17 protein-coding genes are annotated in these 15,197 nt (G+C 55.0%); 11 read left to right on the top strand and 6 right to left on the bottom strand.

Annotated features, from left to right (window positions below; genetic code table 11):
- The first annotated feature begins 146 nt into the window (after positions 1–146).
- Positions 147–1,043: a diguanylate cyclase domain-containing protein gene (locus tag DA373_RS11950; RefSeq protein WP_107852545.1), complete on the top strand. Its 897-nt coding sequence runs from the start codon at positions 147–149 to the stop codon at positions 1,041–1,043.
- A 913-nt stretch (positions 1,044–1,956) separates the two neighbouring features.
- Here the strand turns inward: DA373_RS11950 and DA373_RS11955 are convergent.
- On the bottom strand, positions 1,957–2,244 hold the full coding sequence (locus DA373_RS11955; RefSeq protein ID WP_107852546.1) for a hypothetical protein: 288 nt from the start codon (positions 2,242–2,244) through the stop codon (positions 1,957–1,959).
- Positions 2,245–2,366: 122 nt separating this feature from the next.
- Between DA373_RS11955 and DA373_RS11960 the strand changes: the two genes are divergently transcribed.
- The 8 genes from DA373_RS11960 to DA373_RS11990 all read left to right on the top strand — a co-directional run bounded on the left by DA373_RS11960 (position 2,367) and on the right by DA373_RS11990 (position 8,294).
- On the top strand, positions 2,367–2,579 hold the full coding sequence (locus DA373_RS11960) for a hypothetical protein (RefSeq protein WP_107852547.1): 213 nt from the start codon (positions 2,367–2,369) through the stop codon (positions 2,577–2,579).
- Positions 2,572–3,810 (top strand): replication initiation factor domain-containing protein, encoded by a 1,239-nt coding sequence (locus DA373_RS11965; RefSeq protein ID WP_157953710.1) that lies wholly within the window; start codon positions 2,572–2,574, stop codon positions 3,808–3,810. The genes DA373_RS11960 and DA373_RS11965 overlap by 8 nt, the downstream gene beginning before the upstream one ends.
- 16 nt (positions 3,811–3,826) lie before the next feature.
- Positions 3,827–4,135: a hypothetical protein gene (locus DA373_RS11970; RefSeq protein WP_107852549.1), complete on the top strand. Its 309-nt coding sequence runs from the start codon at positions 3,827–3,829 to the stop codon at positions 4,133–4,135.
- Positions 4,136–4,316: 181 nt separating this feature from the next.
- Positions 4,317–4,457 (top strand): major capsid protein, encoded by a 141-nt coding sequence (locus tag DA373_RS16320; RefSeq protein WP_157953711.1) that lies wholly within the window; start codon positions 4,317–4,319, stop codon positions 4,455–4,457.
- An 82-nt stretch (positions 4,458–4,539) separates the two neighbouring features.
- Positions 4,540–5,814 carry a virulence factor TspB C-terminal domain-related protein gene (locus DA373_RS16325; RefSeq protein WP_157953712.1) on the top strand — a complete coding sequence of 425 codons (1,275 nt, stop codon included), beginning with the start codon at positions 4,540–4,542 and terminating at the stop codon, positions 5,812–5,814.
- Between the two features lie 2 nt (positions 5,815–5,816).
- The gene (locus DA373_RS11980; RefSeq protein ID WP_107852551.1) at positions 5,817–6,113 is read left to right on the top strand and encodes a DUF2523 domain-containing protein; all 297 of its coding nucleotides are present in this window, start codon (positions 5,817–5,819) and stop codon (positions 6,111–6,113) included.
- Positions 6,110–7,186: a zonular occludens toxin domain-containing protein gene (locus DA373_RS11985; protein ID WP_107852552.1), complete on the top strand. Its 1,077-nt coding sequence runs from the start codon at positions 6,110–6,112 to the stop codon at positions 7,184–7,186. Before DA373_RS11980 ends, DA373_RS11985 begins: the two co-directional genes overlap by 4 nt.
- Positions 7,110–8,294, top strand: a complete 1,185-nt coding sequence (locus DA373_RS11990; RefSeq protein WP_157953713.1) for a type II secretion system protein GspD — start codon at positions 7,110–7,112, stop codon at positions 8,292–8,294. The genes DA373_RS11985 and DA373_RS11990 overlap by 77 nt, the downstream gene beginning before the upstream one ends.
- A gap of 303 nt (positions 8,295–8,597) precedes the next feature.
- On the opposite strand, the gene DA373_RS16625 is transcribed toward DA373_RS11990, so the two are convergent.
- From DA373_RS16625 to DA373_RS16630, 3 genes are all read right to left on the bottom strand, one after another.
- Positions 8,598–8,954: a DUF3653 domain-containing protein gene (locus DA373_RS16625; RefSeq protein WP_157953714.1), complete on the bottom strand. Its 357-nt coding sequence runs from the start codon at positions 8,952–8,954 to the stop codon at positions 8,598–8,600.
- 1,046 nt (positions 8,955–10,000) lie between these two features.
- A complete protein-coding gene (locus tag DA373_RS12000; protein ID WP_157953715.1) occupies positions 10,001–10,729 on the bottom strand; it encodes a hypothetical protein in 729 nt (242 codons plus the stop codon).
- Positions 10,730–10,772: 43 nt separating this feature from the next.
- Positions 10,773–10,925 carry a 50S ribosome-binding protein YggL gene (locus DA373_RS16630; protein ID WP_408635779.1) on the bottom strand — a complete coding sequence of 51 codons (153 nt, stop codon included), beginning with the start codon at positions 10,923–10,925 and terminating at the stop codon, positions 10,773–10,775.
- 132 nt (positions 10,926–11,057) lie between these two features.
- On the opposite strand from DA373_RS16630, the gene DA373_RS12010 reads away from it, so the two are divergent.
- A complete protein-coding gene (locus tag DA373_RS12010) occupies positions 11,058–11,360 on the top strand; it encodes an MTH1187 family thiamine-binding protein (protein ID WP_107852556.1) in 303 nt (100 codons plus the stop codon).
- A gap of 316 nt (positions 11,361–11,676) precedes the next feature.
- Positions 11,677–12,426, top strand: coding sequence for a PhnD/SsuA/transferrin family substrate-binding protein (locus DA373_RS12015; RefSeq protein WP_107852557.1), 750 nt, complete (start codon positions 11,677–11,679; stop codon positions 12,424–12,426).
- Between the two features lie 23 nt (positions 12,427–12,449).
- On the opposite strand, the gene DA373_RS12020 is transcribed toward DA373_RS12015, so the two are convergent.
- Both DA373_RS12020 and DA373_RS12025 read right to left on the bottom strand, forming a co-directional pair.
- Positions 12,450–14,522 (bottom strand): sensor domain-containing diguanylate cyclase, encoded by a 2,073-nt coding sequence (locus tag DA373_RS12020; protein ID WP_107852558.1) that lies wholly within the window; start codon positions 14,520–14,522, stop codon positions 12,450–12,452.
- Complete coding sequence (locus tag DA373_RS12025; RefSeq protein ID WP_107852559.1) at positions 14,512–15,123, bottom strand: biliverdin-producing heme oxygenase; 612 nt, start codon at positions 15,121–15,123, stop codon at positions 14,512–14,514. The genes DA373_RS12020 and DA373_RS12025 overlap by 11 nt, the downstream gene beginning before the upstream one ends.
- Between the last annotated feature and the right edge of the window lie 74 nt (positions 15,124–15,197).

A 15,197-nucleotide genomic window follows, 5' to 3' on the forward strand; every position in this document is an offset into this window, starting at 1 on the left:
GCTTGAAATGCTCTTTAAAGGCGTCGAGAGACATGGATTCAGACCTAAAAAGTAAGCATAAGATCACAGCCGGATGACTGCGTCAACCACCTATATTTGTTCAATAAACGTTCACGATCTCGCCCTGTGTCGAGACCGGATTAAACATGCTGGCGGCAGGCCATTATGATGCCATGCTGGTCGCGCAAAGCATTGCCCTGTATCAGCTTAAGCAAAGAGGATTATCCGGCCTAACACTGGCAGGGCATATTGACTCGCCCTACAGTTACCGCTTTGCGGTAGCCAAGGGCAACCATGAGCTACTGGAGCAAATCAACCGGGGACTGACCACACTGATGCAGAACGGCGACTTTCAGCAATTACACAAAAAGTGGCTGGAAGGCGGGCTGCAAGCCGAGCGGCAACAGCGTTTGTGGCTCGGTATTTCTGCCGCCATTCTACTTTTGCTGCTGATACTGGGGGGAGCTCTATGGCGATGGAAGACAATACACACTCGCAAGCTGCTCGAGCAGGCCCATCATGATCCCTTGACCGGATTGCCCAGCCGCACTCTGTTAATGGACCGGCTGGAACATGCCCTGGATCATGCCGGCCGTGTCCGGGCACCGGTGGCCGTGCTGTATCTTGATCTGGATGGTTTCAAGCCGGTGAATGACACCCTGGGGCATGCCGCCGGTGATGTCTTGTTGCAGGCGGTGGCCCAACGGTTGCTGAACTGCGTACGCACGGAAGACACGGTGGCGCGCCTGGGCGGCGATGAGTTCGTGATTGTGCTGGAACACCTTGAACGGGCAGGGGAGGCCGACATGGTGGCCGGGCGTGTGCTGCATGCCCTGCAGCAGCCCTTTGCCATCGCCGGTCAACCGGCACATATCAGCGCCAGTCTGGGAGTCAGCCTGTATCCTCAAGATGGCACCGATGCCGGTAACCTGCTGCAATATGCCGACGCTGCCATGTACCGGGATAAACAAGAGGGCAGGAGAGCACGCCTGAATAGAGTCGAAAAGGACAGAGCAGCCAACCCGGCAGCCGACCAAATATAATGATGACTGGCGTATTTACTGAGACATCGCTAATTAGGAGGGATTTCAGGTAAGTTTACTGAGTGAGTTTCTATGTTTTATTGCCGATAATGCAGTTTATCGGCATTTGAGTTAACAAGCCTTTCCAGGGCCTCAGTGCTCTTTTCGATCGATATGGCATGGATGCCCAAGGCTTAGGCTGAGCATCAAGCAGGTCTTCGGTACATAGGGCAATTTTTTGAGCCATTTTGTCGTGAAGTCACCGACCTTGGCACGAATACGAGCTGACGTTGGTTACATTTCTGACGATGAACGGTGGTTAAACAGACAATTCTTTACCATCAGGGCAGGATATTCCCAAAAATTGTGACCTGGATTGGTTTATATGCGTGCCTGAAGCACCGGGCTGGCGCGGATAATAAACTACAACTATCCGACTATAGATGCACCGACCTTGTTGGCAACAGGCTTAAGGCTTGTTTGAGTGCGCTTCGACTGCAAGGGGCGAGTATTTTCTCTGATCCGCCTAAGTGATTGGTATCAGCCTCATTTTCTTCCAGGCTTCGGCGTGACCGGCTGTTGGTTCCGGGCATCCTGGCTTGCGACTCTTGATATGTTTTGGAGCTTTGCAGTTTCAGCGCAAATCGAGGATCGGTGCTTTGCTGTTCTGTGTTAGGTGGTGCCACTCAGGCGGTCCAACACTGCGCTGCCAGCCAGACTCAATCAGGTATAAGTCTGCTGGTTACTCTGGGTTTTGGTTTTCTTCAGCCGGAGGTGAGGGAGTAACTGGAAAATATCACTGTACTGTAAAAATCTCACTTTTCACTGAAACCCACAGTAATGCGCTCTCTTACCAGAGCTTTGCAATACTTTATTTAACATAATATACATTATGCGAAGTTAGGGATCGACTGACTTAAAGGCCCGAAACCCGCTAGTGACAAAGCCTCAGGGCTTTTCTGTACTCTCTGAGCAACTGCTCCCAGATGGCGCGCGTTGTGTCAGATTTGGCGCGGGACTTGGCCAGCTCAAGCAATACTTCGCTGGTGTCCAGTCCTGCCTGCTGTGCAATGTAAGTTGCTGTTTCTTCTGTGAATTCCTTGTGGCCGCGGTTGACTGATGCCACGTAAGCCGTGGTAAATCCAAGGTCTGCGGCCATTTGCTTGTATTGGGTGTATTTCTTGGCCTTCATGTAGGCCTCAATCAGGGTTTTCGAGTACATAATTTTGCCTTTTCCGTTTGGCTTTCAGGCTGATTCTAGCTGCTTGGCTAACGTTTTTGTTTGTTTGCGGCTAATCATAAGGTTAGTTAACATCAAGCCAACTAACTAACTGGTTGATTCTTATGGCTTCATCACTGACTGTTTACTGGCAAGAACAACCCGAATTTGGCCCCGGCTGGGTGTCTGCCTGTATCCGTGGTGATGTCGAGTTCTTTCCCAGCATGAGCCGCCTTCGCCAACATCTGATGTTTGAGTGTGACGATTACGAGCTGTTCGAGGTCACGCCGGACAACTGGCAGGAGCTGTATGATGCGGGAGCGTTTCGCCATGGCTAAGGTCATTCACGATTACCTGTCGTTCACATGGTCGCCCGAACAGATCGTGCGCATGAAAAGCCTTGCGCGTACCGGTGCCATCGTGAAGACCCCTTTTCAGAAGCGGTTTGATGGTCAGCATGACTGGGCGTTCTGGCGGGATGTGAGTGACGCGTTTCGTCGGGAAATGGCGGAACAACTGGATGAAGCCATGGGCGGCGCCGAGTTCGTGGCCGCTGACATGGATTACAACGACGCATACAGCGACATAGTTCAGCATTACGGTGTTCAACTGCTGGATTGCCTGTGCCATGGCGAGGTTGCCGCACTGGTACAGGAGTTCAATTTGCACATGGTGCCGGCCAACGGCCACGGCATTACCAAGCGGTTCAGCTACGAGCCCCGTCGCGGTGGCATGTATGGCTATGCCTATTCGGCCACGCTCATGATGGACGGTGCCAATGCCGGCATTGTGGCATGGGGCGCAGAAAACGGCGGTTGCATGGTATCCATTACCGGTGCGGGCTGTGCCGGTGTTGATTTCACCATCATGTACCAGATTTTGAACCGGTTGCCGGGCATCAAAATCACGCGGGTGGATCTTGCCCTGGACGATTACGAAGGTAAGGCATTCACGGCGGCCACCTTTCGGGAAATGGCGCTCGAAGGTCTGTTTTCCGGGCGCGGCCGCCCTCCCCGCTATACCTATATTGAATCGGGTCATATTGAGCTGATTGATAAAGGGCAGTCCAAAGAAGCCAAAAAGCGATATGGCATGGTGCCTAATGCTGGTACGTCTTTTTATATTGGTGCGCGGGAGTCCGGCAAAGTGTTCCGGGCCTATGAAAAAGGCAAGCAGATGCAGGATGAAAAGCGTCCTAACTGGCAACGGGCTGAGGTTGAAATCCGGTCAAAAGATCGGGTGATCCCGCTGGATGTGCTGTTGCGGCCTGATGAATTTTTTGCGGGTGCCTACCCTGCCCTAGCCGGCCTGCTTGAACAGGTCGAACCTGAGCGTATTCGCACGTTTAAAAATTTGTTTGCTGTTGATCGGCAACGGGCTATTGAGTCTGCGGCCACTCAAGCCGGGCGTCTGATTAACTATCTGGCGCGGTTTGAAGGCATTTCGCCGGGTGAGATTTGTCACCGGCTGACCTCCCATCTGCGTGAGGATGATATACCGGCGCGACTCAATCGCCCGGTCAGTTACGATATTTTGTCAACAAGCGGCACAATGGAGCCGGCGTTTTAAATAAGAGGGTTTTGATATGTCTATGATGCAAGTGCTTGCAGTGATTTCCGTTACCAAGGGTTCCGGCATTTCTCGTAAAACCGGGATTCCCAAGCCGTATGATTTTGCCCAGTTAACCTACTTGGTGCCGGCAAAGTCGATTTCAAAAGAGGAAACCAATATTACCAATTACGGTTACGACACTCGTGACCTGGGTGTGATGAATACGCCCGAGACGATTGAAACTCTGAAAAGCATTCCGTTTATGCAGCCGGTGAAACTGGTGCTTGAAGCCGATCCAGAAAACCCAAGCCGTAACGTTGTTGTTGGTTGGGAAGCTGCGTAATGGTGATATACGCCTGTGACGCCGTGGTTGATGGCGTCTGCCAGAATCCGCAAGCGTTAGAGGTGTATTTTTTGTCCGGCCTGATGGCCGATTCTGTCCCTGTCGTAACGGCGCTGGCAACAATGATATGCGTTGCCGGTGGTTACGCCTTAATTTCACGTTTTACTGAGAGGTGATTATTATGGAAGCAATTGATGTATCAGCCGCCACTAATGCGGTAACTCTGCTGGTTGCTGCTGTTGCTGCAATCGGTGCCGCCAAACTGGGCGTTAATGGTCTGGTGTTTGTGTGGCGTAAGATCCAGGGCGTTGCCAGCCGTTAATTTGGCTCCGCTGCTGTGTTATTGGGGGCTTCGGCCCCCTTTTTATTGGGGGTTATATGCTGGTCGTTGACGGGGTGGGTTTATGGCTGTTCGTTTCTTACTTGTGTTTCTTGGGCTGTGTTTTTCTAATGTGGCGTTAGCGGTTGTTTATAAAAATACAATTGAGATAAATAGTAAATCTACTGTTTATTATTCATCTGTGTTTAAAAGTTCTTGGACTTTATTGGCTAATGCTGCCAATTCCTTGGGGCCTGGCAAGTGGGGAAGCGGTGTCAGTTGCAGGACCGATGATTATAGGGCTTGCGGTAATTGGGTTTCTAACGGCAAGAGTAATCCGATTTTTATTAGAATTACCAAGATTCCTGATTGTATTATTTCTGAAGATCAGTCGTCTTGTGGCCCGCCAGATGAGGGTTGCGAGGATTTAAACAGCTCTTATTCTGTCACCGGTGGCGTTGCTACTGCGTGTATAACTATGCCTTCCGGTGCCTCTTGTCAGTCGTCTTGTAAGTCTGGAATTTGTGTTAATACTGGGGACGGTATTCATGATCATACGTTGACTGGCCGTGCTTGTGAGCCTTATTCGGATTCAACTGATGTATGTGAAATTGATCCTGTTACGGGTCAATCAACTTGTTATTCATCGCCCTATAATCCCAATCCTACTAACCCGGTAAATACCAATAACACTTCTGGTACAGGCGGAACGTCGGCACCTGTTGATACTTCTACCGGCTCCGGTGGTGGTTCTGTTTCCACGGGTGGTGGTGTTACTACTGGTGATGCTGTGGATTCACCTGCTGATTCATCCGGTACGACACGGGATTACACGGCGGCATTGAACAGGTTGATTGCCAACCAACATGCGCTGAATCAAACGGCGTTGTCGGCTGTCAATAACCAGTCACACGCCTATAACGCGTTGTTGGCGGTCAGGGCTTCAAGTCAGGGGGTTCGTGATAATACCGCTGAAACCAATGCACTTTTGAAACAGTTGGTTGCTATGCATGAGTCAAGCGGTTCCGGTGATGGTTCCGGTTCCGGTGATGGCTCTGTGTCCGGCGCGGGGTCAACTTATGATTTATTGGCGAATGCCGAGGTTCCCCAGATTCCAGGCGAATCCACTGTTTTGCCGGAAACAGTGGTTGATATGTCAAATATGGATCAGCTGATTAAAACTGATTATTTGAGCGGCGGTGCAGGGTCTTGTCCTCCTGATTTGGTGATTGAGGTGATGGGTACGAATTACACCATTACTTATCAACCGTTCTGTGATTTCGCTACCATGATGCGGCCATTTATCATTTTGCTGGCATGGGTCGCGTTTATTCTGTCGCTGCGTAATCTGAGGGCCTAACAATGCATTTTGTCTCTGCTTTATTGATGGGGTTGCTGGCGTTTCTGGGTGAGGCGTTAACCCGCTGGCTGTTGTCCCTTGGGGCTGGCTTTGTGGTGTATCAGGGGGCTGATTTGATGATGGATCAGCTTATTGCAAAAACGCAGGAGCTATGGAACGGGTTGCCCTCTCACATTCTGCAAATTATGGCGCTGGCCGGTGTGAATGAGGCCATATCCATTGGTCTTTCGGGTGTGGTGTTTCATATCACCATGTCGTTTGTGAATCGTCGGGTGATGTCGTTCAGGAGTGCGCAATGATTCGATTGATTACCGGTTTTCCGGGGGCGTCCAAGTCGCTGAACACGGTGAAGGAAGTGGTTGAGGATCTGGATTATGCCGGGCGTCCTGTTTATTACTACAACATCAAGGCGCTGATTCTGGATCTGGATTTTGCCTGTTCGTTTGCCGGCTGGTTTTATGGCACATGGTTGCCTGGTGCGTCGGGTGACGATCTGGAACGAGTGTTGCCGATTGTGCGGGCCGTTCACAAAAAGGCCGGGGTGGTAACTGAGGATGATTTGCCGTTTCTGGTGTGCTACTGGCGGCAGGCTCCCATTTATCAGACGTGGATTGATTGGGTGCTGAAACTGTACCCGGAAAAGAAAACCGCTGAGCTGCGGCGGTTTCTTGATGCCTGTGAACATTTCGACTTTAAACCGACAAAGAAGCGGCTTGAGCGGTTTAATCTGCACTGGAAGAAAATGAGCCATCCCCATGACTGGTATAAGCTGCCCTATGGTTCGGTCATGATCATTGATGAGGCACAGGAGTTTTTTCCGCCCCGCTCTGTGGGGGCCAAGGTGCCCGAATACATTGCAAAGATGAACGTGCACCGGCATTCGGGGTTTGATCTTCATCTGGTTACACAACAGCCACGGTTGGTTGATACACAAATCCGTTCGGTGACGGGGCGGCACATTCATTTTCACAACCCTGATAACGGTGAAAAGGTGGTGCGGTATCAGTCAAGCAAATTGATGGACGTGGAAAATGAAAGCAGCCTGAAGGATTGTTTGAATCTGAGTTATAAAAAGCGTGATGCCAAGTTTTATGGCTCGTATTATTCTGCCGAGATTCATACGCACAAGAAGATCACGCCTGACTTTTACAAAAAAATCATTCCGGCATTGCTGGCGGTGCTCGTTGGTATTGGCGGCGCGGGTTATGTATTGATGCAACTGGGGCTTTCTGAGGTGGTGGCCGGTGAGGCTGATCAGACGGTTAATCAGGATTTGGACATTAAGGGTTATCCAGGTGAAAACGGTGATTTTGAAAAAGTGGAAACAACTGCTCGTTGCCTGTTTGTTGGTGAACGTCGCATCTGTCGCTAATGCAATCGAGACCGACGGCCAGCCAATGACCTTGGATCAGTTCAGTGATTTGATGGGCATGGCGATGGGTCGGAACGTGGTGTTGTCGTCGGCGCTGGATGTGAATGCTCGGGTGTATGGTGCCGATGTGTCTGACAATACCTTTGATGTGTTTGAAGCGGTGATCAAGTCCAATGGTTTGCAGGTGCAGACCGTGGGTGATGTGATTTATCTTTACCAGATAGATGAAAAGACAAAACCGGATTACGGCATATTCCCGGTTCGGCTGAGTTATCCGCGCCCTACTCTGGCCGATGATCTAAAGGAAATGTTTACATGGCTTGAAAGCGTCCATGATGCGCCCTGCTCATTTGTACAGGCGTCGCCGTTGGCCGTGCATGCCAATTGCCCGTTATTTATTAAAGAGGCGGTCAAGGCGGTTGGCGGCATGTTTGATGCCACGCCGCCACAATATGTGGTGCGGGCCTACGTGGTGGAAACCACCAATATTACGGCGTCCGAGCTGGGTCATCGGTTTGGTTATCAGGGGGCGCGCTCTGGCGTGATCTGGAACCCGCAGCCGGACATCAAAATAGACTTGGGCAATGCCGGCGTTCAGGCCAATTTTGATGACTTCACGTTGTTTGGCCGCTACTTGGCTCGGGAATCCGGCGTGTCGATGGTGAGCCAGCCCATGCTGGCGGTGGATGCCGGGTTGCCTGCCCGGATACACGTTGGCAACAACGTGCCGATTGTGGTCAGGGCGGCCACTGAAGAACAAGGGGCCAGTATTGAACGGCGTGATGTGGGCGTGATCCTTGATGTGCTGCCGGTGCAGTTGTCCGGCGGTCGGGTTCACCTGACGGTTAAAACCGACGTCAGTCGGGTTGATGAGGTGTCAAATCAGTTTGGCGCGATCATATCCAGCCGGGCCATTGATACCACGCTGACGGTGAAGGAAGGTCAAACGGTGGTGCTGGGCGGCTTGATTGACTACTACACGGAACAATCGGATCAGGGCATTCCGGTGTTGCGTTCGCTGCCCATCGTTGGCGCTGTGTTTCGCGGTAGCCTGGACAACGCTGATCGGCGTGAAATCTCTGTAATGCTGCGAGTCGAGCCGGCATAGCCGCGCGGGGGATGCGGGCGCTTGCGCACGGGCGGCCGCGCGGCTGGCCGCCTCCCCTGCATCATCTTGGATTGGGGCCCCGCTTGCGGGGTGGGTATGGGCAAAGCCCATGATAAACCAGCGTCATCCAAAGCCCCTGACGGGGCTTTTCGCGTTTCTGGGGTTTGTTGCCTGCTCTGGTGCCACCCCGCGCCCTGCTAAACCCTGACGGCCATTCAGGCGGCGCGGGACTGTTGCCGAACGGCGGGCACGTACTTACCCCCCACCCCCCGTATAGTAATACGGGGGGAATTCCACTCCGGCCTATCGGCCTACTCGGTTTAACCGCTCGCGGATCAGGCGGGCCCGCTCGGGGTTGCCCTGGGTATCGGTGTTAACAGCGTATTGCAACGCCTTTAGTCTTTGGGGTGTGAAGCGCAGCCCTTCCGGGCTGATCAGGTATGGCCCGCTGAATTGCCAGCCTTCCCAGTCGGGTGTGATGGGGTTGGTTCGTCTGCCGGTGGCGAGCTGCATCAGTAGCCGGCATTCGGGTGGTATGGGCCGGCCTGCGTCCCATTTTTTGACAGTGCTCACAGATTTAAAACAAAGTTTGGCCGTTTCTTCTACTGTTAAGCCGCACTGAAACCAGCGAAATATGTAGTTTTTTGTTGTTTTTTGCATATTACGACTTAAAAGCCTCGTTTTGTAATGATTTCAGGCGTTTAAGTCAATATTCCCAATTTAACACATGGTTGCATTATGCGAAGTTAGGGATCGACTGACTTAAAGGCCCGAAACTCGCTAGTGTGAGTTCCAGTTTAAAATGGGATTTTTCCACTTAAGTGAAACTCTTAATTTTCAGATGGTTATATGAAAAAACTAATAATTCTACAGCGGTTTTTAACAATTTCCTCCAGGCATTTCGGTTTTTTGGACCGTCCCGAAAGTCGCGCTGCACTGCTGCTGCCAGTATGTCGCTACCACGGCAAACTCGCTGTCAGTCACGTGGTGACAGCCTATCTCCGATATTAAAGCTGTCACAGTACTGTGTGACTGAGCTCATTCGGACATGCCGTCGTGATACTGCCGCGCATCGCTTGGATCCGATCCCTGGACCTGGCTCTGACATCATCCGCTATCGATGAGCCCTCAAAGCCAGGTTTTTCTTCATCATTCGGCTGGCAATATCATTTGGCCTGAACAGTCGGTATGTCGCCATTCACCAAGACTCGTGAGATTAACCGGAATTTTGCGTCAGATGGTTGAACGTCATTCTGGCCGTGATGGGCTGACCCTGGTTTCTCTGTCATTAGCAATCAGCAACCCGGCCTAGACCCCGTGAGCCCCGGAGGGACAAGTTGCGCCCTCTATTTACCATAATGCAGAGATGTCCGCATTGTCAGGCTGACTCATGGTCATGGGAATGCCCGCACAGCACCATTAACGGATCATGGTTGCCGGGAAAAAACAGTCCAGTGCCCTGCCCTGTTGACCACCCCCGTGGTTTATCCATCACAGGCGATATCAATCCAGACGTGCTGACTGTACCCAAACATCATGATGTCCCCGCACCGCAGCGAACAACTTCCATTAATGATGAGTCCATTGCCCGCCCTGCTGTGGTGGATTGGGTTGAGGCGCACCCCGTTGCCGGGTGAATACTGTTAAACAGGCCATCATGCAGAGATGATGGCCTGGGTCTTACTGCCCACCAGGTTGGTGGCTCATTATTTTCCCTTGGGTTTGTGAATCACAATCGAGCCACCGCCGATGGCCGTGGTCGGGTCTGCACCGTCATCGACGGCCAGCTCATTGTCGTAGACAACAGCATCACCGTTGTTACGGTTCCAAATCTTGATACGGAAAAGGTCGGTATCGCTGCTGTTGGTCAAGGCGGCGTCTATAGCGGTCAGCTTGAAACCATAGTTGCCCTGCCCGTTGATGGTACCGGTGCCCTTGAACTGCGCCTTGGCGCCGGACACCACCAACCAGTCAAGCGTGTCGGAATGAAAATGCAATTCGGCGGTCTGGAACTGGAAGTTGGTCTGCCCGGTGGGGACATTCGCACCTTTCTTGTATTTGGCCACAAAGCCGAAGTTGGCGCGGCCGGTCAAGGTGGTGTCCGGGACATAGGCCCCCGCCGGCGAGTCAATCCAGCCGCCACCGGTGACGAAACCGGCGGAAGGGTCATACACCGCCAGCAAGGTACAGGCCGGGGTACTTTCGTTACCCGCCGCATCGATCCCGCGCACGCAGAGCTGATGCACCCCGGTCGGCAAGCCGCCAGCCAGGGTGGCCGTCACCGCCTCAATGGCACTGTTGAAGGCGCCATCACTGGCGGTCATGGCCAGCCAGCTTGCATCGTTGATGCGGTAATCGGCACTGACCACCGTCGACTCCCCTGTAGTGGTATCGTCGACCCAGGCGCTGAGGGTAAAGGCGGTATTGAGCGCCACCGGGCTCGGGCTGGCGGTGACACTACTCACCAGCGGCGGCAGTTCATCCGAATGCAGGGCAAAGAGATAGGCCGCCCCACGTCAGGGAAAACCCCAGCTCCTGAAATTCATCAACCCTGAGCTTCTTGCGTAACCGGCGGCTGCGGCGCTTGCCGTGCTGGCGCGGATCGTCAGCATGCATTGTTTTGGTCTTCATACAAGTTATTTAACATAACAGGCATCCATACCGGTACTGGCCAACCCAAACTCCCGATCTGGCTCTTGTGACCTGCCCGCACTTTGGCTCGAATGGCCGGGTATTTCAACTCAACCAATCAGGAGCAAGGTTATGTATGTACTGATGGATATCATGGTATCGCCCGGTGGCGTTGGTGTGTCGGTGTCGCCTTATGTGGCTATGTGTCAGCAGATTTTTGAAGATGCCGGCCTGGTGCACACCATGCACGGTTACGGCACCAATGTGGAAGGTGAATGGGACGATGTGATGGCGGCGGTCAAGCGTTGCCATGAAGTGCTGCACGACGCCGGCGCTGTGCGCATTACCAGCCATATCAAGCTGGGCACCCGCAATGACCGGGATCAGACCATGGCCGACAAGGTCACCAGCGTGCAGCAAAAGTTGAATGGTTAACACTGTTTCCGCTGTTTGTAGAATCAGGTGACTCTGCGGTTAACAAGGAGGTTAAAGGGCGTCTGCTTCGCCGTGCCCTCTGCGCCATGGATGGCGCAGCGGAGCCCACAGGGATGTGTTCACGGCGTGCCGGCGAAGCAGTGCTCTTTAACCTCCGGCGTTGCACTATGGCAGCATTTTATCCTGCACGGTCTCAAAAATCCCCGGGGCTACATTTGAGACTTTAGTGATTTGTTCTGTTGTTTACTTGCGGACGGGCGCTGTTTACACTTTGCGCCTGATTTTTCTCGTCCTTATTTACCCGCAAGGAGATGTTGTGCGCCTGATCGCCAGCCTGCCCTGGTATGATTTGCCCCCGGCGCAAGCCGGGCTGGATGCCTTCTGGTGCGTGCTGCGCAGTGAACTGGAACACCTCAGCGCCCTGCCCTTGCCCGATGCCCTTGAGCGCGAGATGCCGCTGATCGATCAATGGTCTCATGCCGGACTGCTGCTCAGTCAGTGCTGCGGACCGGATCTGTTTACTCCGGCGGCCCGTTACCTGGTGCCGGTGGCCCGGCCGGTGTTTGCGGATCTCGAGTGTGCCCCGGGCCATTACTACAGCCATATTGTCACGACCAGCAGGCCCTTGCCGGCCCGGCCCCGGCTGGTGGTCAATTCACCCAGCTCCCGCTCCGGCTGTGCGGCCCTCTATGAATGGTTGCGCCGGAATGAGATTGAGCCTGGCCCCGTCACCATCAGCGGCGCCCATGCTCAAAGCCTGCAGCTGTTGCGAAGTGGTGCGGCGGATGTGGCCGCCATCGACGCCCACAGCTGGCCGCTGCTGAATCAGAGTGGCATGGCCATTATTGGCAGAAGCCGGGAAGCCCCCGCCCCACCCTTTGTGATGCACCGGCACAGCCCGGTTGCCATTACCGATATGCGCCGGGCGCTGAAGGTTGCCATCAGTGAGGCCGGCGCTTTAATCAGCATAAGCGCAGTCATGCATGCCGATCACCGGCTCTACCAGCCCATGCCGGCTGCACGGCCACCGCAGCTGCCGGCCACTGGCAGCTGCGCAACGGTTTAGGCTACCCCCCGCGACGGCAAGGATTATTCGAGCACGACCCGGTTGCGGCCGGCGTTTTTGGCAGCGTACAGTGCCCGATCGGCCCGCTCCAGCAGTTGTTTGCCGTTATCTCCCGGGCGCCAGAGGCTGACACCAATACTGACGGTCACCGGGCCCATCTCGCCAAAATCGGTGTTTTCCACCCGCTGGCGAATGCGCTCTGCCAGGCAAAGGCCGTCATCGGCGGTGCAGCAGTCGGTACCCAGTACCATAAACTCTTCCCCGCCCCAGCGACCCAGCAGGTCGGTGCTTCTCAAACTGCCGCCAATCGTTTCGGCCAGGGTGGTCAGCACCCTGTCTCCTGCCTGATGACCATGGGTGTCGTTGATGCGCTTGAAAAAATCCACATCCAGCAACAGCAGTGCAAAGGGCTGGCCCCCCTGCTCCGCCGCCTGCAAGCGGACATTGAGTGCCTGTTCAATTCGGTAACGGTTCCAGGCCCGGGTAAGGGAGTCGGTAGAGGCCAGATCTTCCAGTTGCCGGTTGGCCCGCAGCAGGCGGCCGTTAAGCGCATGAATGGCCTGCACCAGAATGGTCACCGCCACATCTTCACCAATATCCAGCGCCGCCTGCTTTTCCAGTGCAAGCCAGGGTTCACTGTGCTCCCGGATCTTCTCGCTCCAGAGTTCAAACGACCGGTGCGGCGTCAGCGCCACACTCTCGCCCTGTGTCTGACGTATGGCTTCCAGCCGGCCCGCCCACCGGTAATGGCGGATTTGTTCTTCACGAAACAACAGCAGCCAGCCCGGCCGCTCGGCATCGACCGGCAGGGGGACCGCCAGCAAGCCACAGCAGCGGCCCGGCCCGAGTTGCGCCGCCAGCGGTGTGCCGGCCAGGTGCTGGCTGCACCATGCCTGGCTGCTTCTGTGGTGGGTTTCCAGCCAGTCTGCCGTGGCCAGCAGTGCCTTTTGCGCCGGCAGAGCGCCAATGCCGGCGACCTTGTCGTGATGCACAATGGCCACGCCACAGGCCCGGAACAATGCCAGCCAACGGGGCCCCTGACGCTCCAGCAGGCTGAGCGGCTCCTGCAGCATGGCATCACGCTCTCCCGTGATCAGCTCCCGGCAGTTATGTACCCGTTGCAAAAAGGCGGTTTCCCGCCGGGCCTGCAGCAGGAACAGCCGCTGCCCGGCTACCTGCACCAGAGCCTGCGCCGCATCGCGTACCAGCGGAGACTGCCGGCCGGGGCTGAGGCCATGACAGGCCACCAGCCCCCACAAGCGGTCCTCATCGTGAATGGCGACCGACAGGGAAGCACCCACGCCCATGTTGCGCATATAGCGCAGGTGCCAGGGTGATACTGCACGCAACACGCCATCGGAGAGATCCAGGGGCACATTCAGCTGTGGATCCATGGCGGGTATCAGGGGCACGGCGGCGGCGGTGGCATCGGGAATGCTGCGAACCGGATTGCACAGATACAGCCGGCGCACCTGAGTGGGAATGTCGGAGGAAGGAAAGGAGTGACCCAGGTAGGGGGAAGCCTGCTCGCTGCGACTTTCCGCCACCACGGTGCCGTTCCAGTCACCATCAAAGCGGTACACCATAACCCTGTCGTGCCCGGTCAGATCCCGTACCGCCTGTGTCAACAGGGTCAGCAGCGCATCCACCTGTTCCATTCCTGCCACCCGCCCCAGCCATGCATTCAATGCCGGCAGCAGGCTTGTCTCTTCCACACCGAACAGAGGCTCCAGTTCAATCACAATCCGCTGTTGTTGCCGGTATGCGGTCAGCCGAAAGCGCTTCGTCTCCCCGGTGCTGGTCACCTGTCTGCTGTATGTCAGCCCCACAGGAGTATCCGCGTCTGTACTCAGCAGCCGGTGCAGCTGCGCAACGGGATCGGCACCCAGCACATCGCTCAGCGTGGCCCCGAGCGCCTGTTGGGCATTGATGCCCAGCCAGCGATCGATATTGGCGCTGACCTGCCAGATACGGGAAAGCGTGTCATCGACACTCAGCAGGCAGCCTGCGGGCTGAATGGCGCCGGGAATATGAAGGGGCTCACGCTCACACTGGGCGGTCAGGGCGGCCAGATCATCTGAATGATCACGGTTCATGTTGCAACTCCCGAAAACAGCAAGAGTCCGCCTTCACCGGTCGTTGCTCAAGCCGGAGCAACACCCCTTCAAAGGCGGTCCGTGCGGCATCAGCCGCGTTCTGGTAAAGCGCCGGTGAACAATGGTGCTCAGCAAACTGCCAGAGCCGCGGCCAGTCGGCATCCGTGTCTTCGGCCGCCGAGAAAAACCTCATGGGCACGCTCTGCCCCAGGGTCCGCCGCACCTGCCGGGCGATCACCCGGCTGCCCATGCGCGCTCCTTCCAGCACATACAAACAGCCAATCAGTTGCGCCGGATTAGCTATCGCCAAATATACCTCGTCACCCGGCGATACCGGTTGGTGCAATTGTGCCAGATCGGCTGCCAGCATACTCGCCCGCAACTGCAGCGGGTAATGCAGGCCAAGGGTCTGAAGGCCGGCCTGCACCCCTTGCTCCAGCCAGCGCTGGCCGGGATAGAGTGCGCTCAGGGCAGCAAGGTAATCGGCGTGAGTCAGCCGGGCGTCAAGCAGCGGGCGCAGCAAACGGTGTTGATCCAGTTGGCGGTGTGCCTCGCGGGTGGCTTGCCGAAGCAGGGCAGCCAGCGGACTGTTCACGTTCATGGCATATCCTGGTTGGCCATCGGTATGATGAAGGGGGTGATACAAGACTCAACAGAAAGGTTGTCATTATCGGC

The organism is Oceanimonas marisflavi (assembly GCF_003049725.1).
GTDB lineage: Bacteria > Pseudomonadota > Gammaproteobacteria > Enterobacterales > Aeromonadaceae > Oceanimonas > Oceanimonas marisflavi.

Excerpts from the sequence above, each read along its gene's own strand:
- DA373_RS11950 (WP_107852545.1), top strand. The coding sequence starts at position 147 with ATGCTGGCGGCAGGCCATTATGATGCCATGCTGGTCGCGCAAAGCATT.
- DA373_RS11955 (WP_107852546.1), bottom strand. The coding sequence starts at position 2,244 with ATGTACTCGAAAACCCTGATTGAGGCCTACATGAAGGCCAAGAAATAC.
- DA373_RS11960 (WP_107852547.1), top strand. The coding sequence starts at position 2,367 with ATGGCTTCATCACTGACTGTTTACTGGCAAGAACAACCCGAATTTGGC.
- DA373_RS11965 (WP_157953710.1), top strand. The coding sequence starts at position 2,572 with ATGGCTAAGGTCATTCACGATTACCTGTCGTTCACATGGTCGCCCGAA.
- DA373_RS11970 (WP_107852549.1), top strand. The coding sequence starts at position 3,827 with ATGTCTATGATGCAAGTGCTTGCAGTGATTTCCGTTACCAAGGGTTCC.
- DA373_RS16320 (WP_157953711.1), top strand. The coding sequence starts at position 4,317 with ATGGAAGCAATTGATGTATCAGCCGCCACTAATGCGGTAACTCTGCTG.
- DA373_RS16325 (WP_157953712.1), top strand. The coding sequence starts at position 4,540 with ATGGCTGTTCGTTTCTTACTTGTGTTTCTTGGGCTGTGTTTTTCTAAT.
- DA373_RS11980 (WP_107852551.1), top strand. The coding sequence starts at position 5,817 with ATGCATTTTGTCTCTGCTTTATTGATGGGGTTGCTGGCGTTTCTGGGT.
- DA373_RS11985 (WP_107852552.1), top strand. The coding sequence starts at position 6,110 with ATGATTCGATTGATTACCGGTTTTCCGGGGGCGTCCAAGTCGCTGAAC.
- DA373_RS16625 (WP_157953714.1), bottom strand. The coding sequence starts at position 8,954 with ATGCAAAAAACAACAAAAAACTACATATTTCGCTGGTTTCAGTGCGGC.
- DA373_RS16630 (WP_408635779.1), bottom strand. The coding sequence starts at position 10,925 with ATGAAGACCAAAACAATGCATGCTGACGATCCGCGCCAGCACGGCAAG.
- DA373_RS12010 (WP_107852556.1), top strand. The coding sequence starts at position 11,058 with ATGTATGTACTGATGGATATCATGGTATCGCCCGGTGGCGTTGGTGTG.
- DA373_RS12020 (WP_107852558.1), bottom strand. The coding sequence starts at position 14,522 with ATGAACCGTGATCATTCAGATGATCTGGCCGCCCTGACCGCCCAGTGT.
- DA373_RS12025 (WP_107852559.1), bottom strand. The coding sequence starts at position 15,123 with ATGAACGTGAACAGTCCGCTGGCTGCCCTGCTTCGGCAAGCCACCCGC.